General features: G+C 71.7%; 20 protein-coding genes. 10 read left to right on the top strand and 10 right to left on the bottom strand.

All coding sequences use genetic code 11. The features are described 5' to 3' along the window. The first annotated feature begins 34 nt into the window (after positions 1–34). Positions 35–655, top strand: a complete 621-nt coding sequence (locus ACLQ3F_RS18900) for a DedA family protein (protein WP_425850445.1) — start codon at positions 35–37, stop codon at positions 653–655. A 12-nt stretch (positions 656–667) separates the two neighbouring features. Here the strand turns inward: ACLQ3F_RS18900 and ACLQ3F_RS18895 are convergent, their stop codons facing one another. Together ACLQ3F_RS18895 and ACLQ3F_RS18890 are read right to left on the bottom strand one after the other, a co-directional pair. Further along, the gene (locus ACLQ3F_RS18895; protein ID WP_355004696.1) at positions 668–1,309 is read right to left on the bottom strand and encodes a response regulator transcription factor; all 642 of its coding nucleotides are present in this window, start codon (positions 1,307–1,309) and stop codon (positions 668–670) included. Next, positions 1,306–2,457, bottom strand: a complete 1,152-nt coding sequence (locus tag ACLQ3F_RS18890) for a sensor histidine kinase (RefSeq protein WP_425850442.1) — start codon at positions 2,455–2,457, stop codon at positions 1,306–1,308. The genes ACLQ3F_RS18895 and ACLQ3F_RS18890 overlap by 4 nt, the downstream gene beginning before the upstream one ends. 170 nt (positions 2,458–2,627) lie before the next feature. On the opposite strand from ACLQ3F_RS18890, the gene ACLQ3F_RS18885 reads away from it, so the two are divergent. Beyond that, positions 2,628–3,293 (top strand): DedA family protein, encoded by a 666-nt coding sequence (locus tag ACLQ3F_RS18885; RefSeq protein ID WP_425850439.1) that lies wholly within the window; start codon positions 2,628–2,630, stop codon positions 3,291–3,293. Here the strand turns inward: ACLQ3F_RS18885 and ACLQ3F_RS18880 are convergent. Beyond that, positions 3,268–3,906, bottom strand: a complete 639-nt coding sequence (locus ACLQ3F_RS18880; RefSeq protein WP_355004694.1) for a TetR/AcrR family transcriptional regulator — start codon at positions 3,904–3,906, stop codon at positions 3,268–3,270. The genes ACLQ3F_RS18885 and ACLQ3F_RS18880 overlap by 26 nt on opposite strands. Positions 3,907–3,973: 67 nt before the next feature. On the opposite strand from ACLQ3F_RS18880, the gene ACLQ3F_RS18875 reads away from it, so the two are divergent. The 3 genes from ACLQ3F_RS18875 (at position 3,974) to ACLQ3F_RS18865 (ending at position 7,398) form a co-directional block, all read left to right on the top strand. After that, the gene (locus ACLQ3F_RS18875; protein ID WP_357198303.1) at positions 3,974–4,426 is read left to right on the top strand and encodes an SCP2 sterol-binding domain-containing protein; all 453 of its coding nucleotides are present in this window, start codon (positions 3,974–3,976) and stop codon (positions 4,424–4,426) included. A gap of 1 nt (position 4,427) precedes the next feature. Then, positions 4,428–5,642 (top strand): acyl-CoA dehydrogenase family protein, encoded by a 1,215-nt coding sequence (locus tag ACLQ3F_RS18870; RefSeq protein ID WP_355004692.1) that lies wholly within the window; start codon positions 4,428–4,430, stop codon positions 5,640–5,642. Between the two features lie 193 nt (positions 5,643–5,835). After that, on the top strand, positions 5,836–7,398 hold the full coding sequence (locus ACLQ3F_RS18865; RefSeq protein ID WP_425850435.1) for an AMP-binding protein: 1,563 nt from the start codon (positions 5,836–5,838) through the stop codon (positions 7,396–7,398). A 52-nt stretch (positions 7,399–7,450) separates the two neighbouring features. Here ACLQ3F_RS18865 and purD read toward each other — a convergent pair whose 3' ends face one another. The 3 genes from purD to ACLQ3F_RS18850 form a co-directional block, all read right to left on the bottom strand. Beyond that, on the bottom strand, positions 7,451–8,701 hold the full coding sequence (gene purD / locus ACLQ3F_RS18860) for a phosphoribosylamine--glycine ligase (RefSeq protein ID WP_425850433.1): 1,251 nt from the start codon (positions 8,699–8,701) through the stop codon (positions 7,451–7,453). Between the two features lie 83 nt (positions 8,702–8,784). Continuing rightward, positions 8,785–9,720, bottom strand: a complete 936-nt coding sequence (locus ACLQ3F_RS18855) for a type IV toxin-antitoxin system AbiEi family antitoxin domain-containing protein (protein ID WP_425850432.1) — start codon at positions 9,718–9,720, stop codon at positions 8,785–8,787. A gap of 166 nt (positions 9,721–9,886) precedes the next feature. After that, entirely contained in the window at positions 9,887–11,176 is a 1,290-nt protein-coding gene (locus ACLQ3F_RS18850; RefSeq protein WP_355004689.1) for an adenylosuccinate synthase, read from the bottom strand. Between the two features lie 127 nt (positions 11,177–11,303). Here ACLQ3F_RS18850 and ACLQ3F_RS18845 point away from each other — a divergent pair, with 127 nt between their 5' ends. Together ACLQ3F_RS18845 and ACLQ3F_RS18840 are read left to right on the top strand one after the other, a co-directional pair. Then, entirely contained in the window at positions 11,304–12,434 is a 1,131-nt protein-coding gene (locus ACLQ3F_RS18845; protein WP_425850428.1) for a diacylglycerol kinase family protein, read from the top strand. Positions 12,435–12,523: 89 nt separating this feature from the next. Then, the gene (locus ACLQ3F_RS18840) at positions 12,524–14,848 is read left to right on the top strand and encodes a chromosome partitioning protein (RefSeq protein ID WP_425850426.1); all 2,325 of its coding nucleotides are present in this window, start codon (positions 12,524–12,526) and stop codon (positions 14,846–14,848) included. 46 nt (positions 14,849–14,894) lie between these two features. On the opposite strand, the gene ACLQ3F_RS18835 is transcribed toward ACLQ3F_RS18840, so the two are convergent. Then, positions 14,895–15,323 carry a DUF3151 domain-containing protein gene (locus tag ACLQ3F_RS18835; RefSeq protein ID WP_355004687.1) on the bottom strand — a complete coding sequence of 143 codons (429 nt, stop codon included), beginning with the start codon at positions 15,321–15,323 and terminating at the stop codon, positions 14,895–14,897. Between the two features lie 249 nt (positions 15,324–15,572). Here ACLQ3F_RS18835 and ACLQ3F_RS18830 point away from each other — a divergent pair, with 249 nt between their 5' ends. Then, complete coding sequence (locus ACLQ3F_RS18830) at positions 15,573–16,766, top strand: LOG family protein (protein ID WP_355004686.1); 1,194 nt, start codon at positions 15,573–15,575, stop codon at positions 16,764–16,766. Positions 16,767–16,825: 59 nt separating this feature from the next. On the opposite strand, the gene fbaA is transcribed toward ACLQ3F_RS18830, so the two are convergent. Together fbaA and ACLQ3F_RS18820 are read right to left on the bottom strand one after the other, a co-directional pair. Further along, positions 16,826–17,851 carry a class II fructose-bisphosphate aldolase gene (gene fbaA / locus ACLQ3F_RS18825; RefSeq protein WP_355004685.1) on the bottom strand — a complete coding sequence of 342 codons (1,026 nt, stop codon included), beginning with the start codon at positions 17,849–17,851 and terminating at the stop codon, positions 16,826–16,828. A 135-nt stretch (positions 17,852–17,986) separates the two neighbouring features. Beyond that, complete coding sequence (locus ACLQ3F_RS18820; protein ID WP_030491363.1) at positions 17,987–18,370, bottom strand: phage holin family protein; 384 nt, start codon at positions 18,368–18,370, stop codon at positions 17,987–17,989. A gap of 124 nt (positions 18,371–18,494) precedes the next feature. On the opposite strand from ACLQ3F_RS18820, the gene ACLQ3F_RS18815 reads away from it, so the two are divergent. Then, positions 18,495–18,707 carry a hypothetical protein gene (locus tag ACLQ3F_RS18815; RefSeq protein WP_425850422.1) on the top strand — a complete coding sequence of 71 codons (213 nt, stop codon included), beginning with the start codon at positions 18,495–18,497 and terminating at the stop codon, positions 18,705–18,707. A 146-nt stretch (positions 18,708–18,853) separates the two neighbouring features. Continuing rightward, positions 18,854–20,422, top strand: a complete 1,569-nt coding sequence (locus tag ACLQ3F_RS18810) for an LPXTG cell wall anchor domain-containing protein (protein ID WP_425850419.1) — start codon at positions 18,854–18,856, stop codon at positions 20,420–20,422. A gap of 73 nt (positions 20,423–20,495) precedes the next feature. Here the strand turns inward: ACLQ3F_RS18810 and ACLQ3F_RS18805 are convergent, their stop codons facing one another. Next, positions 20,496–21,557, bottom strand: coding sequence for an LCP family protein (locus tag ACLQ3F_RS18805; protein ID WP_425850416.1), 1,062 nt, complete (start codon positions 21,555–21,557; stop codon positions 20,496–20,498). Between the last annotated feature and the right edge of the window lies 1 nt (position 21,558).

Below are 21,558 nucleotides of genomic sequence, written 5' to 3'. Positions count from 1 at the left end.
CACCGGGCAGGTCGCGCCCGGCAAGCATGGGGGAATGGACGCCCTCCTCGACCTCCTCCGTGGGACGGTCACGTCGCCGTGGGTCTACCTGGTGATTCTCGGGCTCACCGCGGTCGACGCGTTCTTTCCCGCGGTGCCGGGCGAGGCGGCGGTGATCACCGCCGGGGTGCTCTCGGCGAGCGGCGGGCACCCCAGCCTGACCCTGGTGATCGCCAGCGCCGCCGTGGGCGCGTTGGTCGGCGACCACATCTCGTACGCCATCGGAAAGGGCGGAGGTGCCCGCCGGCTGGCCGGCCTGCCCGACGGCAGCCGCCGGCGGGCCAGCTCCGAGTGGGCCCGGCGGGCGGTGGACCGACGCGGCGGGATGATCCTGACCACCAGCCGGTACGTGCCGGGCGGGCGGACCGCCGTCACCCTCACCATGGGCGCGGTGGGCTATCCCCGCCGGTCATTCCTGCTGTACGACAGCATCGCGGCGATCACCTGGGCGCTGTACTGCGGGCTGCTCGGCTACTTCGGTGGGCTGGCCTTCGAACGTGACCCGGTGAAGGGCGTGCTGGTCGGGGTGGGGCTCTCGGTGGTGGTCACGTTCGGGCTGGAGGGGATCCGGTGGTTGCGCCGTCGCGCACACCGTCGCGCCGCCGCCCGACGCTGACGGGCGCACCCGTCACAGCAGGTCGGCGTCGTACACCAGGATGGCCAGCTGCACCCGGTTGCCCGCGTGGAGTTTCGCCAGCGCCCGGCTGACGTGTGCCTTGACGGTGGCCTCGCTCATCGTCAGCCGCCGGGCGATCTCCGCGTTGCCGTGCCCGCGCGCCACCTCCCGGACGATCGCCAGCTCCCGCTCGGTCAGCGGTGCGAGCCGCTCACGGGCCGCGTCCCGGCGGGCCGGACCACGCTCGGCGAACGAGCTGATCAGGCGCCGGGTCACCGTGGGGGCGAGCATCGCGTTCCCGGCGGCCACCGTACGAACGGCGGCGGCCAGCTCGCGGGGCGGGGTGTCCTTGAGCAGGAAGCCGACCGCGCCGGCACGTAGCGCGCGGTGCACGTACTCGTCGAGGTCGAAGGTGGTCAACATGATCACCTTTGGGCCGACGGCGACCACGTCGGGCGCCACGGTCAGCCCGTCGACGCCCGGCATCCGCACGTCGAGCAGCACCACGTCGGGGCGTAACCGCCGGGCCTGCTCCAGCGCGCCGGCGCCGTCCGCTGCCTCACCGACGACAGTGATGTCCTCCGCCGCCTCAAGGATCAGCCGCAGCCCGGCCCGGACCAACTGCTCGTCGTCGACCACCACGACCCGGATCACGCCGCACCCACCAGCGGGATCAGGGCCCGGACCAGGAAGCCGCCGTCCACGGGAGCTGCCTCCAACCGGCCGCCGAGCAGTTCCACCCGCTCGCGCAGCCCGAGCAGCCCCTGCCCGGCACCCGGCAACACCGACCCGCCCTCGGACGGGCCGTTACAGACCAGCACCTCCAGCCCGTCGGGCAGGTAGCGCAGGCAGACGGTCGTCTCGGCGTCGGCCGCGTGCTTGCGAACGTTGGTCAGCGCCTCACGGACCACCCGGTACGCGGTACGCCCCAGCGTCGCCGGAAGTGCAGTCGGCACGCCCTCGTCCTGCCGGGACACCCGCAGCCCGGCGGCACGGGACTCCCCGATCAACTCGTCCAACGTGTCGAGCCCCCGCTCCGGTGTCACGGCCGGGTCGGCCTGGCGCAGCACACCGAGCACCTCGCGCAGGTCGGTGAGCGCCTGCCGGCCGGTCGTCCGGATCAGCGCGGCGGCCTCGACGGTGGCCGGGTCCGCGGCGGTCACCTCCAGCGCCCCCGCGTGCACCACCATCAACGAGACCCGGTGTGCCACCACGTCGTGCATCTCCCGGGCGATCCGGGTCCGCTCCTCGGCACGGACCCGGTCGGCGCGGGCCTCCTGCTCGCGTTCCAGCCGCTCGGCCCGGTCCCGCAGAGCGGCGAGCGTGTCCTGACGGGCCCGCACCCAGAGACCGAAGATCAACGGAAGCCCCACCAGGCCGGCGGCGAGCAGCAGCACGTTGCCGGTGCTGGCGGTGGTGATCCGGCGTACGCCACCCACCGCCAGCCCGACCAGCACCCCGCCGGTCAGCACCCCCGCCGCACCGGCGAGGTAGCCGGCGAGTTGGCGACCTCGCAACCGCAGACCCGCCTGGTACGAGGCCAGCACCCCGGCCGCCGCCGCGGCGAGCACCAACCAGCCGACCGCCGCGGCCAGGAACAACGGCCAGCGGCGGGTCCGGACCGTGCCGGCGGCCCACGCCGAGCCCAGTGCGATCAGCAACACGACCACGCTCGGCAGCGGCGAGCGGACCCCGATGTCACCGGTCGCGCTGGCCCACACGGCCGCGGCGACCAGGACGGCGAGCAGCGGCGGGGCGTACCGATGGACGACCCGCCGGAGGGCGACGGCGCTGGAGGCCACGCAGCGAGCCTAGGGCCCAGCCGACGCATCCGGCCGCCCCGCAGCGCCGTACCCGGGTGAGGTGGGGGATGACCCCGATGCACAGTCCGGGCCGGCCGCTACCTAAGTAGTGCCGCCCACCTGACCACTGGCCGATGTCGGGATCCGCCGCCCCGACCAGCATCAGGATCATGAATCTGCTCGACCTGCTGCACGACACGATGTCCTCGCCCTGGGTGTACCTGGCGATCTTCGCGATCGCGGTGCTCGACGGCTTCTTCCCGGTGGTGCCGAGCGAGACGGCGGTGATCACCGCAGGGGTGTTCGCGGCCTCCGGGGCGCCGTACCTGCCGGCGGTGATCCTGGTGGCCGCAGCCGGGGCGCTGGTCGGGGACCACATCTCGTACGCCATCGGGCGGGGTGGCGGCACCCGGCTGCTCGACCGGCTGCCGCCCGACGGCCGACGCCGGGCCGCCATCGACCGGGCCCGTCGGGGGATCGCCACCCGGGGCGGCCTGATCCTCACCGTGGCCCGCTACATCCCGGGCGGCCGGACCGCTGTCACCCTCACCATGGGTGCGGTGCGCTATCCCCGGCGACGGTTCCTTGCCTTCGACGCGCTGGCCGCCAGCTCGTGGGGGCTCTACTCCGCGCTGGTCGGTTACGTCGGCGGGCTCGCCTTCGAGCAGGACCCGCTGCGTGGTCTCCTGCTCGGTCTGGGCCTCGCCCTGACGGTGACGGTGGTCGTCGAGGTGGTCCGTTGGCTCCGTAACCGCCGCCGTACGGCGCGGGCCGGCGAGCCGGGCACCGACGCCCTTCCCGCCGGGGCCGTCAGACGGCCGGCGGACGCCAGGTGACGCCGTGCAGCAGTTGGGCGGCGCCGAGCCAGGCGACGTTCATCATCCGGGTGGCCGTCTTCTCCGGGTCGGCGTCCGGGTGGTCCGCGAGCCAGTCGGCCAACGACTCGGTCGCGCCGACCAGGGCGTACGCGACGACCTCCAGGTCGATGGCGGCGATCTCGCGGCCCTCGGCGCGCAGCGCGTGGTCGAGCATTCCGGCGACCACCTCGACCAGCCGGGCCCGCATGGTGGCCAACTCGCCGGCGAACGGCTGTTCGCCCCGGGCCTGCCGGTAGAGCACCGCCCAGCCGTCCCGGTACGCGCCGACGAAGCCGAAGAAGGCCCTCAGCCCGCGCCAGAGCCGCTCGTCGGCCGGCAGGTCGGGGGCCGCCGCCCCGGCGATGGCCTGCATCATCCGGGTGCCTTCCCGGTGCAGGCAGGCGACGAAGAGCTCCTCCTTGGTGCCGAGGTACGCGTACACCATGGGTTTGGAGATGCCGGCGTCCTCGGCGATCTCGTCCATGCTGGCGGCGTGGAAGCCACGTCGGGAGAAGACCTTGACGGCCGCGTCGAGCATCTGCTGCTCGCGGACGGCGCGAGGCAGGCGCTTGAAGGCGGGGACGCTGGACACCTTGCGAGCATACCTACTCGTGCGTAGGGTTACGCGCGAGTAGCCAATCTTCCGGAAGGCGCACCTGATGACTGACTTCGACCCGGCCACCTTCGCCAACGTGGGCCCCAAGGAGTTCGCCCAGCTGGTCAAGTCCACCCCGGACGACAAGATCGCCCAGGTGATGTCCGGCGACATGCGCGACAAGGTCCTGGGCGAGGTGTTCGGCCGGATGCCGTCGCTGTTCCGCGCGGACCGGGCCGGCTCCACCAACGCGGTCATCCACTGGATCATCACCGGTCGCCCCGACGGCGGCAGCGACACCTACGAGGTGGTCATCGCCGACGGCACCTGCGTCGTGAACTCGACCCCGCAGCACGACCCGAAGCTCAGCCTCACCATGGGCCCGGTCGAGTTCCTGAAGATCGTCTCCGGTGGTGCCAACCCGGTGATGATGTTCATGACCGGCAAGTTGAAGGCGAAGGGCGACCTCGGCCTCGCCGCCAACATCGCCAACCTGTTCGACATCCCCAAGGCCTGACATGGCTGAGTTCTCGCTCGACCTGAACGAGGAACAGCGGGATCTACGCGACTGGGTGCACGGCTTCGCCGCCGAGGTCGTGCGCCCGGCCGCCGCCGAGTGGGACGAACGCGAGGACACCCCGTGGCCGGTGATCCAGGAAGCCGCCAAGGTCGGCCTCTACGGCTTCGAGTTCCTCGCCACCTGCTGGGCCGACCCGACTGGGCTCTCCCTTCCGATCGCCAGCGAGGAACTCTTCTGGGGTGACGCCGGCATCGGTATGAGCATCTTCGGCACCTCGCTCGCCGTCGCCGCCATCTACGGCGCCGGCACCCCGGACCAGATGGTCGAGTGGGTGCCGCAGTGCTTCGGCGACGTCGACTCGCCGACCGTCGCCGCCTTCTGCACCAGCGAGCCGGAAGCCGGCTCCGACGTCGGCGCGATGCGCACCCGGGCCGTCTACGACGAGGCCACCGACGAGTGGGTGCTCACCGGCCAGAAGGCGTACGCCACGAACGGCGGCATCGCCGGAGTGCACGTGGTCACCGCCTCCGTCGACCCCGCGCTCGGCTCCCGAGGTCAGGCGGCGTTCGTCGTACCGCCCGGCACCCCCGGCCTGGCCGCCACCCGCAAGCTGCGCAAACTCGGCCTCCGCGCGTCACACACCGCCGACGTCTTCCTCGACGGGGTACGCGTACCCGGCCGCTGCCTCCTCGGCGGACGAGACGCCCTGCTGCAACGCCTCGACCGTGCCCGCTCCGGTCAGCGGTCCACCGGGCAGGCAGCGATGCGCACGTTCGAGCTGTCCCGACCCACAGTCGGCGCCCAGGCGCTCGGCGTGGCCCGGGCCGCCTACGAATACTCCCTCGACTACGCGAAGGACCGCGTCCAGTTCGGGCGCCCGATCATCGAGAACCAGGCGGTCGCGTTCGCGTTGGCCGACATGCGGATGGAGATCGACGCCGCACGGCTGCTGGTCTGGCGGGCCTCGTGGATGGGCCGCAACAACCGCCCGTTCACAGCGGGCGAAGGATCGATGTCCAAGCTCAAGGCCGGCGAGGTGGCCGTGTCGGTCACCGAGAAGGCAGTGCAACTACTCGGCGGAGCCGGCTTCCTGCGTGACCACCCGGTCGAGCGCTGGTACCGGGACGCCAAGATCTACACCATCTTCGAGGGCACCTCGGAAATCCAACGACTGGTCATCTCCCGGGCGATCTCCGGGATGCAGATCCGCTGACCGCCGCCGGCCCAGCCCTTCCTCGAGGGGCGGGCCGACGGCGGCCCGGACTCCACGATCTGTGCCGTCTTTGTCACCCCACGCCGACGCGAACTGGGCCCTCAGCCGCGCCCAGTGCATGATCAAGGAAAGAAGCCCTGATGGAGGGGCGGGCCGACGCCCGTCCGCGCACCACCCCGAGGAGGTCTGCGGCATGGACCTGCCGTTCGTCGTCACCACGCTGACCCGTCGCGGGCTGCTCACCCCCGGCAGCCCGATCCGGGTCGCGTCGCAGCTCAACGCGTTGCGCACGTGGGGGTGGAGCCTGGCAGGCGAGCTACGCCAGGCAGCCGCCCGGGACCCGGGCCGGCCCGCCGTCATCGACGAGGACGGCGTCGAGCTGACCTACCACGACCTGCTCGACCGGGCCGAACGGATGGCCCGCTCGATGCGGGCCGGGCTCGGCGTACAGGCCGGCGACCGGATCGGCGTGCTCTGCCGCAACCACGGCGGACTGATCGAGACGATCGTCGCCGCCACCCTGCTCGGCGTCGACGCGGTACTGGTCAACACCGGGCTCAGCGCCGCCCAGCTGGGCACCGTCGCCGAGGAGCAGCGACTGCGGCTCCTCGTGCACGACGACGAGTTCGCCGATCGGGTCCTCGGCCTCCCCGCCGAGCTGCACCGGCTAGACGAACGCGCCCGCGAGGAACTCGTGGCCGGGGCACTGCCCGGTGACCTGCAACCACCCGAGCGCGACGGCCGGATCATCGTCCTCACCTCCGGCACCACCGGCACACCCAAGGGCGCCCGGCGGCCGACACCCAGCGGCTTCGGCCCACTGGTGTCCATCATCGACCGCATCCCCCTGCACGCCCGGAACCGGGTGATGATCGCCGCACCGATCTTCCACACCTGGGGATTCGCCGCCCTCCAGGTCTGCCTGGCACTACGGGCCACCATCGTGCTGCACCGCCGCTTCGACCCGTCCGCCACGCTCGCCGCCCTGACCACGCACCGCTGCGACGCGCTCTTCGCCGTACCGGTGATGGTGCAACGGCTGCTGGAGGTGCCCCCGCCGGACCCGCGCCCCCAGCTCACTGTCGTCGCAGTCAGCGGCTCCGCCCTGCCCGGCGGACTGGCCCCGAAGTTCATGGACGTCTACGGAGACGTCCTCTACAACCTCTACGGGTCCACCGAGGTCTCCTGGGCCTCCATCGCCGGCCCGCAGGACCTGCGTCAGGCACCCACCACCGCTGGTCGTCCCCCGCACGGCACCCGACTGGAACTGCTCGACGACGACGGCCAACCCGTACCGGACGGACGGGTCGGGCGGATCTTCGTCGGCAACGAGATGCTCTTCGAGGGCTACACCTCAGGTGCCAGCCGGGAAACCCACGACGGGCTGCTCGACACCGGCGACCTCGGCCGGCTCAACGCCGACGGGCTGCTCTTCGTCGACGGCCGGGCCGACGACATGATCGTCTCTGGCGGCGAGAACGTCTTCCCGTCCGAGGTGGAGGACCTGCTCGCGCAACTGCCACAGGTCCGCGAGGCGGCAGTGATCGGCGTGCCCGACCCCGAGTACGGCCAGCGCCTCTCCGCGTTCCTCGCCCTGCACCCCGGCGAGACCCTCGACCCCGAGGCGGTCCGCGAGTACGTCCGGCACTTCCTCGCCCGGTTCAGCGTCCCCCGGGACGTGATCCTCGTGAAGTACCTACCCCGCAACGCCACCGGCAAGGTGCTCACCCGAGAGCTGCGCCGCTACTACGGCTGACGGCGGCGCTGCCGACGGTTGCCCGGATGTCACTGCCGGGGGTTGCCCGAGTTCAGCCGGGAATCGTGATCCGATCCTCGATCGCGGCGGTGGCGATGTCGGTGCGGTGCTGCGACCCGGCCAGCTCCACGCCGTCCACCAGCGCGTACGCGGCGTCCCGCGCGGCTGCCAGATCGGCGCCGGTGGCCGTACCGCAGAGGACCCGGCCGCCGGCGGAGAGCAACGCGCCGTCGCTGGCCCGGCGGGCGGTGCCCGCGTGGATGATGCCCGGTCGGTCCGCGCCGGTGATCACGTCGCCGGTACGCGGCGCTGCCGGATAACCCGCCGAGGCGAGCACCACCGTCACGGCGCTGCCGTCCCGCCACCGCAGCGGCGGGTGCTCAGCCAACGAGCCGGTGGCCGCCGCGTGCAGCAGCCCGCCCAGCGGAGTCTCCAGCAGCGCGAGCACCACCTGGGTCTCCGGGTCGCCGAAGCGCGCATTGAACTCGATCACCCGAGGGCCGGCGGCGGTGATCGCGAGCCCCACGTACAGCAGGCCGGAGAACGGGGTGCCCCGGCGACGCATCTCCGCGAGCGTCGGGTGGACCACATCGCGCATCACGTCGTCGACCAGACCGGACGGCGCCCAGGCCAGCGGCGCGTACGCCCCCATGCCACCGGTGTTCGGCCCGGTGTCGCCGTCGCCGAGCCGCTTGAAGTCCTGTGCCGGCACCAACGGCAGCGCCGCCTCGCCGTCGGTGACCACGAAGAGGCTGACCTCCGGGCCGTCGAGGAACTCCTCGACCACGACACGTCCGCACTCGTTGGCGTGCGCCAACGCGGCGGCCCGGTCGTCGGTCACCACCACGCCCTTGCCGGCGGCCAGCCCGTCGTCCTTCACCACGTACGGCGCGCCGAACTCGTCAAGCGCCCGGGCGGTGCTCTCCTCGTCCGCGCAGACGTACGCGCGGGCGGTCGGCACGCCGGCAGCGGTCATCACGTCCTTGGCGAACGCCTTGGAGCCCTCCAGTTGCGCGGCCGCACCGGATGGACCGAACACGGCGATGCCCTTGGCGCGTACCGCATCGGCGACCCCGGCGACCAGTGGAGCCTCGGGCCCGACCACCACCAGGTCAGCCGCCACATCCACGGCCAACGCGGCCACCGCGGCCGGATCTGTGGCATTGACGGCCCGCAGCTCAGCCACGCTCGCGATCCCCGGATTACCCGGCGCCGCGACAACCGCAGAAACCTGCGAATCCGCCACCAACCCGAGCGCAAGCGCGTGCTCGCGCCCGCCACCACCCACCAAGAGAACCCGCACGCCCGAGATCCTACTGTCCCCCCTTACCCCACCGTTGATCATGAAGTTATTGCCCTCCGCCGCGGCGTGTCGTGGCAACAACTTCATGATCGACGGTGTCGGGCAGCGGCGATTGCCTGGCGGACCGTGTGGGGGATGTAGGTGGGGTGGAGGGTGTTCTGCCAGGTGAATCGGAGGACGGTCCAGCCGGCGTTGACGAGGCGGTTCTGGCGACGGCGGTCGGCGTAGGCGGCTTCCGGGGCACCGTGAGGGCCGCGACCGTCGGCCTCGGCGATGACGCGAGGGCCACGCCAGCCGAGATCCCCGATCCCCAACAGGTAGCCGTCCTCATCGCGTACCTCAAGTTGGAGTGCGTCCGGTGGCACTTTCCCGTCCACGCAGCGCAGCCGGGTCCGCGTCTCCAACGGGGACTGCGCACGCCCATCGACCTCGCTGAGGTAGCCACGCGCCACGACCGCACCGCGTCGTCCTCGAACGAGGCGCGGAATGGCGAGCAGATCATCGGTGGTTACGAGCCGACGATTCAGTGCCGAATCCAGCACACTCACCGCCGAAAGACGATCAACCCGAAGGCTCACGTCGGCAAGGGTCCGCAGCGGTTCCGTGGCGGTGATTCCGTTCACCCGGACAAGTTGGTCGGGCTGAATGACCAACTGATGGACCACCACCTCCGGGTGGGCAAGCCGGGCCGGCCTGGCGATCGGGCCTGGCACCGACAGGTCGATCACGTCGGTGGCCCGCAGACCGGCCAGCCCGTGCAGCTCCGCAGCCGTTGCGAGCACAGCGGCTGCGGCTGGCCCGAAGGAGGCCACCGCAGCTCTGATCCGCGCCGCTCGAGGAACGCCGTCGTACCGGTCAGCGTCCACCAGGTAGGCGCCACGCGCCACGACCCGCCAGCGTCCAGCCCGACAAAGCCGCTGCACCTCATGCGTCGTCAGGCCAGCCGCACGTGCCTGCCTGAGCGTTACAACTCCGTCCCGCACGGCCGCAACCTGCCGCACCACATCCAAGGCATCCACCCGGCCACCCTGGCCCAACCCGAAACCCGAAACATCCCCCTGTGGACAACCCCTCCACCCCTGTGGATAACCAGGCTCTCAGAACTGGTTGATCATGAAGTTATTGCCTCGACACGCCGACGGCGATGGCAATAACTTCATGATCAACACGAAGGTGAGGGTGGGGTTAGGGGAGGAGGGGGTGGAGGACTACGTTTTCTTCTCGGCCTGGGCCTACGCCTACGACGCTCACCCTCGTGTTGCAGAGTTCTTCGACCCTCGCGATGTAGCGGCGGGCGTTCTCCGGGAGGTCGTCGATGGTGCGTGCCTTGGTGATGTCCTCCCACCAGCCATCGAGTTCCTCGAAGACGGGCTTTGCGTGGTGGAAGTCCGTCTGGCTCATCGGCATGTCGTCGACCCGGACGCCATTGATCTCGTAGCCGACGCAGATCGGCACCTTGGGCAGGCCGGTGAGCACGTCCAGCTTGGTGATGACCAGGTCGGTGACGCCGTTGAGGCGGCAGGCGTACCGGGCGACGACCGCGTCGAACCAGCCGCACCGGCGCTCCCGCCCGGTGGTGGTGCCGTACTCAGCGCCGATCTTGCGCAGGTGGTCGCCGTTGGCGTCGAACAGCTCGGTCGGGAACGGCCCGGCACCCACCCGGGTGGTGTACGCCTTGCTCACCGCGATGACCTTGTTGATCGCGGTCGGCGGGATGCCCGCGCCCACGCAGGCGCCACCGGCGGTCGGGTTGGACGAGGTCACGAAGGGGTAGGTGCCGTGGTCCATGTCGAGCATGGTGGCCTGGGCGCCTTCCAGCAGCACCGTCTCGCCCCGGTCCAGGGCGTCCCAGAGCATCGCCCGGGTCTCCGCGATGTACGGCTTGAGCCGCTCCGCGTACGCCAGGTACTCCTCGACTGTCGCGTCGACGTCGATCGCCTTGCGGTTGTAGACCTTGAAGAGGATCTGGTTCTTCTCGCGCAGCGCGAGTTCCAGCTTCTTGCGCAGGATGCCCGGGTCGAGCAGGTCCTGGAGGCGGATACCGATCCGGGCGACCTTGTCGCCGTACGCCGGGCCGATGCCGCGGCCGGTGGTGCCGATCCGGGACGAGCCGAGGTAGCGCTCGATGACCCGGTCCAGCGCCCGGTGGTGCGGCATGATCAGGTGAGCGTCACCGGAGATCCGCAGGCGGGACACGTCGACGCCGCGCTCCGCCAGGCCGTCGATCTCGGCGAGCAGCACCTTCGGGTCGACCACCACACCGTTGCCGATGACGATCATCGCGTTCGGTGAGAGCGCGCCGGACGGCATCAGGTGCAGCGCGTACTTCTGGCCGTCCGGGGTGATCACCGTGTGCCCGGCGTTGTTGCCGCCGGAGTAGCGCACGACGTAGTCGACCCGCTCACCCAGCAGGTCGGTAACCTTGCCCTTGCCCTCGTCGCCCCACTGAGCGCCGATGAGCACGATCGCTGGCATCTTTTCCGCCTCCAGAAGGCTCGGGTGCCAGGTGGCGACCGCTCGGCGAGCCCGGGGTGTCAGGTTAACAAGTAGTGACGGCGTGGCCGGCAGGGGTCGCGTCGAGAGGCAGCAGGAGGCTCCTTCCGTGTACGACGTGGTGCTGCTCACCCTTGGTTCGGAGCGGGACGCTCCCGGGGGCTGCGGCAGCGGCGGGGCCTGCTGCGGCGGCGCGACCGGGGCCGACACCGGCCCGACGAGCCAGGCCGCCACCGGCAGCGGCCAGACCGACACCGGCCAGGTGAACGCCGACCAGGCCGCCACCGGCAGCGACCAGACCGACACCGGCCAGGTGAACGCCGACCAGGCCGACAGCGACCAGACCGACACCGGGCAGTGCGCGACGGAGCGGCCACGGGTGCCCGTACTGGCGTGCGCCGACGCGTTGAACGCCCGGGGCGCCCGGGTGGAGACGGTCACCGCCCGCTCCGACGCCGAGATCGACGCGGTGCTGGCCCGGTTCGACGGCCCAGCCCGCCCGGACGGCCTCACCTGGCCGGACGCGGACAGCAAGACCCGGCTGGTCATCGCCACGGCGAGCGACGGGCAGTTGCGCGCCGTGCTGCGCCGGCTGGTCAAGCGGTACGCCCCGGCGCCGAGCAAGCGCCCGGCGGACCTGCCCGGCAACCGGACCCTGCCCGACCTGCCGCCGGTGGCCGTACTCCCGCTCGACCCGGCCCGTGGCGGCACCCATCGGGACCTGGCCGCGCAGCTCGGGCTGCCCCGTGACCCGGCGGCGGTGGCCGCTGCGGTGCTGGACGGCACGCCGCGCCGGTTGGATCTGCTCCGCAACGACGGTGGCTCGGTGACCCTGGACGGCGCGCTCCTCGGCGCAGCCGACGACGCCGGCCGGCCGCTGCACTGGCGCGCCCGGGTGGAGGTCGACGACACCATCCTCACCGACGGTTCCGAACCGCTGCTGGCCTGCGCGGTGGGGAACGCCGGCGGGTACGCGACGCTCAACGACGTGACGCTGCTGACCGCACCGGACCCGGCCGACGGCCAGGTCGAGGTCGCGGTGGCCGTGCCGGTGGTCGTCCGCTCGGCGTGGGGGCGCAAGCGGGTACGCCTCGAAGTTCGGCGGGCCCGTGGGCGGGCGGTGTCGGTGCTGCCCAGGGAGGGCAGGGTGCCGTACCTCGACGATGGCGTCGAGAGCGAGCTGACCCGTAAGCGTTCCTGGTGGGTCGAGCCGGGCGCCTGGGCGGTCTGGTCGATCTGACCTCGGCCGCGACCGCCCGACCTGCCTGAGCCGATCGGCCCTGTTGGGCGATTGGGCCTATCCTCGCAGGAGGACTGGGGAGGGCCGTAATGGACGAGAACGCCGACCGGGCGCAGGTGCCCGGCCAGCAGCCGGTGCCGGAGCGGGACGTCGAACCACTCTGGCCGCCGGATCCGGGCGACCGGGGCGCGGTGCCGCCGTGGGCTGCTGTCGCCGAGCAGCGGGGTGGGCCGTCGCCGGTCACACATCCGGTCACGCCACCGGTGGCCGCGCCGCCGATCGGGCGACCGCCGGTTCCCGGCCAGCCCGGCGCTGCGGCCCAGTCGCCGCCCTCGCCGTCGGACTACCCGTCGCTCTCCGGCGCCGTACCGGCGCCTGGGGGGTGGGGGGCCAGCGGCCCGTCCGGTGTCGGGTCTGGTTGGGCGCCGGCGCAGCCGAGTTGGCCGCCGCCGGCGGACCCGGCCGCTGCGTCACCACCGGCCGCTCCGCCAGCGACCGCTGCCCGGCCGACGCCGCCGACAACCGGCTCCGGGGGCAACGGCGGGCCAGCCGGCCCCGGCGTCCCGGCTGCCGCCGCGACACCGAGCACCACCGCCGTGCCGGTCACCCCGGGCGGCGTCGACCTGAACCTGCCGTTCACCCTGGATCACCCGACCGCAGCCGACCGCCCCGCCGCATCGGCACCCGCCGACCGCTCCACCTCGGCCGCCGCCACCGAGTCGCCCATTCCGGCGGCCACCGCGTCCGCTGCCAGCCCGAACGCCACCGACAGCCCGCGTGCCGCCGACAGCCCGACGGCCGCCGGCCCCGCGCCGGCAGACCCCTCGGCCGCAGCCTTCGCGGCGGCCAGGTCGGCACCACAGCCTGGTGTGCCCATGCCCCAGGCTGGCGGGCCGGCACCACAGACTGCCGGGCCGACACCGCAGCCCGACGGGACCGCGCCGCAGGCTGGTGGGCCGGCGCCACAGCCCGGCCCGGCGCAACAGGCCGGCGGGGCCGGTGCGGACGGGTCCCCTGACGGGCCGGCGCGGCCGATTGCCGAGTCGCCGTGGGCGTACCCGCCGCAACGCCCGGCTGGAACAACCGCGCCCGCCCCGGACGAGGCCGGCGCGACACCTCCGGTTCCGCCTCCGCCTCCGGTCGTTCCGCACGCCGGTCCCACGCAGGCACACCCAGGGCAGCCGTTCATCCCCGGCCAGGTCGGCCCGGCGCAGATTCCGCCACCGCCCGACGTGACGCAGTTCAGCAACCCACCGCACGGCCTTGCCGCACCGCAGCACGCTCCTGGGCAGGCTGGGCCGGCGACCCCACCGCCCGGGCCGTTCCCACCCTCGCCGGGCTGGCACCCACCGCCCTGGCAGCAGGGCTCGCCTGGCGGCACGCCCGGGCAGCCGTACCAGGAGGCCGACGGGGTGACCCGTGTCCCGGCCCCCGCGTACCCGGACGCGACCGCGTACCCGGACGCGAGCTGGACACCGGACACCACAGCCGCACCGACCGCCGAGGATTTCGCCCGACGCCGCCAGGTTCGACCCGCCGATCCGGTGGCGACCATGGGTGTACGCGCGGTGGTCAACAAGATGGGCCTGCTCCGACTCTCTCCGGGGCGGCACGAGCAGGAGCTCAAGCGGGACATCGAGATGGTGCGCCGCAACTTCGGCGGTCTGCGGCAGGTGACCGTCGTCAACCCGAAGGGCGGCGCCGGTAAGACGGTGGCCATCCTGCTGCTCGCGATGACGTTCGGTCAGAAGCGCGGCGGCTACGTGCTGGCCTGGGACAACAACGAGACCCAGGGCACGCTCGGGATGCGCGCCCAACAGGACTTCCACTCCCGCACGGTGCGGGACATGCTGCGTGACCTCGGGCAGTTCCAGGGTGCGCACGGGCGGGTCGGGGACCTGTCGCAGTACGTCCGCTCGCAGGGCGAGGGGATGTTCGACGTCCTGGCCTCGGACGAGTCGGCCACCGGTGGCGAGATGCTGACGGCTGCCGCGTTCGCCGAGATCCGAGAGGTGGTCAGCCGGTTCTACAAGTTGATCTTCGTGGACACCGGGAACAACGTCCGGGCGCAGAACTGGCAGGCGTCGATGGACGCCACCGACCAGTTGGTGGTCACCATGTCGGCCCGTAACGACTCCGCCGAGACCGCCGCCCGGATGCTCGACCACCTGGAGCAGAGCGGCCGGCAACGGCTGGTGCGCCAGGCCGTGACGGTGGTGTCGATGCCACCGTCCCGCAAGGAGATCGACCTGCCGGCCATCCAGGAGCACTTCGCGGCCCGCACCCGGGCGGTGCTGCTGGCCCCGTACGAGCGGCTCATCGACAGCGGCGAGCCGATCCGGTACGGCGGGCTCTCCTCGGCCACCCGGGACGCCTGGCTGAAGATCGCCGCCGCGGTCGCCGAAGGGCTGTGACCCGCCGACGGCCGGCCCGGTCTCGGGCCGGCCGTCGGGGCAGGGGTCAGTTGCTCGCCAGCGCGTCCGCCGCTTCCGGGTCGCAGTCGCGCAGGAACTGGGCACAGCGGGCCGCCTCGTCGGCCTCGCCGATCTCGTCGGCGGCACGGGACAGCACGTAGAGGCAGCGGAGGAAGCCCTGGTTGGGCTCGTGTGACCACGGCACCGGGCCGTGCCCCTTCCAACCACTGCGGCGCAGCTGGTCGAGGCCCCGGTGGTAGCCGGTGCGGGCGTACGCGTACGCCGTCACCACCTGGCCCTGCGCGAACGCCCGCGCCGCGAGCTCCGCCCAGGCCGCGCTGTAGGTCGGGAAGCCGGCCGCCACGTTGGCGTACGCCTCATCGGTGCCGGCCTCGTCGGCGGCGGCCAGGGCGGCGTCGGCCTCGACGTTCGCGGGCAGGCGGGTGGCCGGTGGCTCTGGCAAAAGGTTCTGCATCGCCCCATTCAACCCGCTGGACAGGGCGACACGCGAGCGGGTCGGCCGACGTGTCCCGCTGAACGGCTGAGGAGTTGGTCACGCCTGCGGCCTATGCCGCTGCCTGGTGTTTTCCACTACAAATAATGGTCCGGAGCCTCCCCAGGAACCGGTAATGCAGGAGCCCGGTGGCCACGACCATCGGGCTCCTGTCGGTTCCATCCCCGGCCCGAGGTTTGGCCGGCCCCGGCGGAGGGGCAGGATGGCCCGGTGCCGACCCCACCTCCCGCGGACGTCATCGAGCCGCACCTGCATGCCGGCGAGATCCAGACCCGGGCCGAGTTCGATCAGCAGCTGGCCACCGGTGGGCTGGCCGGGCTGACCGTTCAGGGCCTGCGGCTCGACCTCGCGCCGGTGCCCGACCTGACCGGCGTCGACGTCGCCGGCACCCTCTTCGTCGGTTGCCTGTTCGCGTCCCGGGACGTGGGTGCCGACCTGGTCCGGCGGGGCGCGAACGTGGTGCCGCCGTTCTCCGGGTTGCCGTACCCGACCCAGCCGACGCACCTCTACACCCCGGACGACCTGGCCGCCGGGTTCGCCGAGGGCGGGTTCACCGGGATGTACGACACCCGGGTGTACGACCACTACCGGGCGCACGGCGGCGCGTTGCCGGACGTCAAGGAGGCGCTGGGTCAACGGCTGCACGATCACGGCGTGGACAACGCGCTGGCCGACGCCACCCGGGTCTGGCTGACCGCGTTCGGGCCGCAGTCGGTGGTGGGCATCATGGGCGGGCACGCGGTGCGGCGCGGCAGTCCCGCGTACCGGATGGCGGCCGTGCTGGGTTGGGAGCTGGCGCGGGCCGACCGGCTGGTGGTGACCGGCGGCGGCCCGGGTGTGATGGAGGCCGCGAACCTCGGCGCCTACCTCGCGGACCGGCCGGAGACCGATGTGACGGCCGCGATCGACCTGCTGGCCACCGCCCCCGACTTCACCGACCACCACCGGTACACGGCCACGGCGCTGACGGTCCGGCAGCGGTACGCGGGGGTGCCCCGGCAACGTGGCGACGAGCTGGGCTGGGCGCGTGCGGGTGGTCTGGCCATTCCGACCTGGCTGTACGGGCACGAGCCGGCGAACCTGTTCGCCGGGCGGATCGCGAAGTACTTCTCGAACGCGATCCGGGAGGACACCATCCTGCGCCTCGCCCGGGGCGGCATCGTCTTCGCGCCGGGGCGGGCGGGCACGGTGCAGGAGGTGTTCCAGGCGGCCACCAAGACCTACTACGGCACCGACGGCGCCAGCGGGGCGTACATCTTCCTGGACCGCGCCTACTGGACCGGGGAGTTGCCGGTGGAGGCGCTGTTGCGTCCGCTGCTGGCGGCGTCCCCGTTCGGTGACCTGTCGTCGACGATCCACCTCACCGACGACGTTCGCGAGGCCGTACGCCTGCTGACGACCTGACGGCCTGACGACGACGGCCGACTCCCAGTGCGGGGAGCCGGCCGTCGGGCGGGACGTCGTTACTTGGTCATCGTGGTGCCGGTCGAGCGCAGGTGCTCGCAGGCCTCGACGACCCGGGCGGCCAGACCGGCCTCGGCGGCCTTGCCCCAGGCGCGCGGGTCGTACTGCTTCTTGTTGCCGACCTCGCCGTCGATCTTCAGCACGCCGTCGTAGTTGCGGAGCATGTGGTCCACGACGGGGCGGGTGAAGGCGTACTGGGTGTCGGTGTCGATGTTCATCTTCACCACGCCGTAGTCCAGAGCCTCGCGGATCTCGCTCAGCAGGGAGCCCGAGCCGCCGTGGAAGACCAGGCTGAGCGGCTTGTCCTTGCCGTACTTGGCGCCGACGGCGTCCTGGATCTGCTTGAGGATCTCCGGACGCAACTTGACGTTGCCCGGCTTGTAGACGCCGTGCACGTTGCCGAAGGTCAGCGCCGCCATGTAGCGGCCCTTCTCGCCGAGGCCGAGCGCCTCGACCATGGCCAGGCCGTCATCGGTGGTGGTGTAGAGCTTGTCGTTGATGGCGTTCTCGACGCCGTCCTCCTCGCCACCGACGACACCGACCTCGATCTCAAGGACGATCTTGGCCTTGGCGGCCTCGTCGAGCAGCTGCGCGGCGATCTCGAGGTTCTCCGCGACCGGCACTGCCGAGCCGTCCCACATGTGCGACTGGTACAGCGGCTCCTCGCCGCGCTTCACCCGCTCCTGCGAGATGCCCATCAGCGGACGCACGAACCCGTCCAGCTTGTCCTTCGGGCAGTGGTCGGTGTGCAGGGCGATGTTCACCGAGTACTTCTTGGCGACCTCGTGCGCGTACGCGGCGAACGCCACCGCGCCGGTGACCATGTCCTTGATCGAGGGACCGGAGAGGTATTCGGCGCCACCGGTGGAGACCTGGATGATGCCGTCGCTCTCCGCGTCGGCGAAGCCCTTGAGCGCCGCGTTCAGCGTCTGGGAGGAGGTCACGTTGATCGCGGGGTACGCGAACCGGCCAGCCTTGGCGCGGTCCAGCATCTCCGCGTAAGCCTCGGGGGAAGCGATGGGCATGTGATGTGCTCCTTACTTACCACTCTCGGCCGTGCTGGCCGCTGTTCTTCATTTGTGCGCCGGACCGCGCTGTCCTCCGCCCGGAAGTATCCCGTAGGTGAGGTGCGCCGGAACAACCGACCCGGTGCTGGTCGTTCACCGGCGGTCCAGGTTGTCCGGCACGATGACGCTGATCAACCAGGTCACCACCGTCATCACGATGGCTCCCCAGAACGCCGGCCAGAATCCGTCCACCTGGAACGGCAGGTCGAGCCCGCGGGCGATCCGGTCGGTGAGCAGGAACAGCAACGCGTTGACCACCAGCGCGAACAGGCCCAGGGTCAGCAGGTAGAACACACAACCGACGACCCGGATCACCGGCTTGAGCACCGCGTTGATCACGCCGAAGATCAGAGCCACCACGATCAGGGTGAGGACGGTGTTGCCACCCGAGCGGCCATGCACGTCGACCCCGGGCACTATCAGCGTGGTAATCCACAACGCGACCGCAGTGATCGCCAGTCTGATGAGGAAGCCCACGGCACCATCCTGGCATCGGGTCGCGTCGCCGAGGGCCGATTCCGCCTACTCGGCTTCCGGGCGGCGCGCCGGCCCAGCCCGTACGGTGGGTGGGAACCGTGCCCCGAGACCCCCGGGAGGGACGATGGGTCAGCCCGACGAGGACTTCACCCCCGGTGACCACCTCGCGCCCGACGAACGCGACCCCGAGGCGGACCCGGCGGACGCGGTCGAGCAGGCAACTGTCGCCGGCCCGACCGACGTTGACAGTGAGCCGCACCGTGGCCTGGAGGTCGACGACTGGGACGCGATGGAGCAGGCCCGGGTGGTCACCGGGGACGAGGACGACTACCGCTGATTCCGCCGCGGGTCGGCTGCCCGTTGCGACAGGGGTGTTCAGCCGTTCGGGTCATTAGACAAATGTCGATCCGAAGGGGTTACCGGAGGGGTCCGGGCGTCCCTAGGTTGGACGAGCGCCACCTGTACCCCCACGGGAGGACCCCCATGTTCAAGCACTCGCTCCGCTGGCTGACCGGCCTCGGCGCCGCAGGCGCGTTGATCGCCGCCTCCGCCACCCCCGCCGTCGCTGCGGCCACAATCGAGCCCTACTTCCAGGACACGACCCTGGCCGTCGGCGCGACGCCGACCACCCGGGCCCTGTTCCTGTACGCCGACGAGCCGACGGTCCTCAAGGACGTCTCCGTGCGGTACGACTATCGCTCCCTGGCCTCCAAGATCACCGTGACCCCCGCCGAAGGCCAGAAGTGCACCGCGCCGGAGCCGGGCGTTCTCGTCTGCACGGAGCCCGCCGATGTCACCCTCTACGAGATGCCGCCGCTGGGCAGCGGGATCTACCGCAACGCGGCAAAGCAGGTTCGCATTGCCCTCACCGAGGGTGCGCAGCTCGGTGACTCTGGGGACGTCGCGGTCAGCTACGAGGCCGCCGGCGGCCGGCGCGGCAGCTACACCTCCCGCGTACGGGTCGGCGAGGGGGTCGACCTGGCCGGCGGGCCGTTCACCGACTTCTCCTCGAAGCCGGGTGGAAAGCTGACCGTGCCGCTGGTCGTGGCGAACGCCGGCGACAAGGCCGTCAGCGGATTCGTCGCGGTCTTCGATTTCAGCTACTCGATCCGCGCCAAGGACCGGTTCAGCAACTGCCGCTACGCCGACGACCACCTGGTCTCCTGCCAGTTCGACGAGGACATTCCGGTGGGCACCGGCCTGGCCACCACGCTGAACCTCGAACTCGCCACTGACACCTACGCGCCGACCAACCAGTCCGGCTACGCCCAATTCATGACCGTTGCCGACTTCGAGGACCTGACCCGGGTACGGGCGGCCGTCGGCGCCCGGACGGCCACCCCCGGCAGCGGTCCGAAACTGACTCTGACCGAGGCGCCCGGCAGGATGCGGCAGGCCGCCCAGACCGACGTCGGCCCCGGCAACGACTACACCGGGTGGACCATCAAGGCCACCGGCACGAACGGCACTGACCTCGCGGCGATCGGCGCCTCGCTCAAGGGGACGGCCGGCGCCGTCGTCACGGCCACCGTCGGCTTCCGGAACAACGGCCCGGCAACGCTCGACCGAACGAACGCGGACTACGAGGCCGCCACCCATACCGTCGTCGAGTTGCCATCGGGCACCACCGCCGTCGAGATCCCCGACACCTGTCAGTTGCGGCCGGGCACTCGCACGTACCAGTGCGCCTCGGAGATGCTGCTGGTGGCGGGGCAGGCCTACACCATGAAGTTCCGGTTACGCATTGACAAGGTCATCGCCAACGCCCGGGGTGCGGTGCGGGTCAACGCACCGTGCGAGTGCCCCCCCGGCGACAGTTTCGAGGACGACATCAAACCGGCCAACGACAAGGCGACCATAGTGGTCAACGCGGCCCAGAGCGGCGGTGGCCACGGTGATGATGACGGTGATGGCGGCGGTGGTGGCGGCGGTTCGCTGCCCATTACCGGCACCCCCACCACTGTGATCGCCGGCATCGGCGCCCTGCTGCTCGTCACCGGTGCGGGCTGCTACCTGCTCGCCCGACGCCACGGCGGCCGCTTCACCGCCTGACCCACCCCGACCCGACCGACGCCCCGCCGACCCGTACCGGGCTGGCGGGGCGTCGTCCTGACGTCCTCGTCCGTCAGCGGACGGGGTTGACCTGCTCCGGGTGCTGCGCCACCCACTGCGCCAACCGATCCTCGCGCAGCGCGGCGAGGAACGCCGGGCCCTGCTTCGGATCCAGCGGCAGCAGCGTACGGTCATCCACCGGCTGGCCCACCGGGAGACTGAGCCCCACCGGGTCGACGCTCTTCAGCTTGGGCAGCACGGCCACCAGCCTGGTCAGTGGCAGGCCGTCGTCGTCGACCGCCAGACCCGTGCCGGGGGCCGACAGCAGTGCGGTGAGCCGCACCGGACTGGTCAGCACGTCCTGGGCGACCGCCCGCCGGACCAGCCCGGCGACATAGCGCTGGGCGTTACGGTCCCGGTCCAACGCACCATCGGGCAGGTACCGCCGTTGCCGCAGCAGGTCCACGGAGGAAGCTCCGTCGAGCCGCTGACAGCCGGCCGGAAAGACCCGGCGGGTGTGCCAGGAACGAACCTCCTTCGGTAGGCAGACCTCCACCCCGTCGACAGCGTCGGTGATCCGGCGCAGCCCGGCGAAGGTCAGCACCGCGCCGGCGTCGACGCGTACCCCGGTCAGGTCGGCGACCACCCGGCGGGTCAGGTCGTAGCCGGCGTCCAGGTCGGGCCGGGGCTCGCCGGCACCGCTCCAGAACGCGCTGTTGAGCTTGTCGATCCCCCGACCGGGGATCGACACCTCCAGGTCGCGCGGCAACGAGATGAGGTACGGCCGGCTCCGGTCCGCAGGGATGTGCACCAGCAGGACGGAATCCGCCAACCGGTACGGCGGTTGCTCGCCGAAGCCGTCCACCCCGAGCAACAGGACGTTCAGCGCCCCGGACCGCGCGTCAGCCGGTTGCCCGGACATCAACGGATCCGCAACTGGTCGATCGGGGCGTAACTGCGGCACCCCGACTCCGAGCGCGGCGACCAGGGCCAGCGTGACGCCAGCGGCCTGGAACCGCTGCCGGCGGCGACGGCGGACAGCGGCGAGCCGGTCGATCGCGACCCGCAGCGGGCCGGTCGACGGGGTCAACGGTTCGTGCCGGGCGAACGCGGCACGCAGGTCATCCTCGATCATG

The sequence above is a fragment of the Micromonospora sp. DT15 genome (assembly GCF_049841475.1).
Classification (GTDB): Bacteria; Actinomycetota; Actinomycetes; order Mycobacteriales; family Micromonosporaceae; genus Micromonospora.
This window is presented reverse-complemented; position numbering and strand designations above follow the sequence as displayed.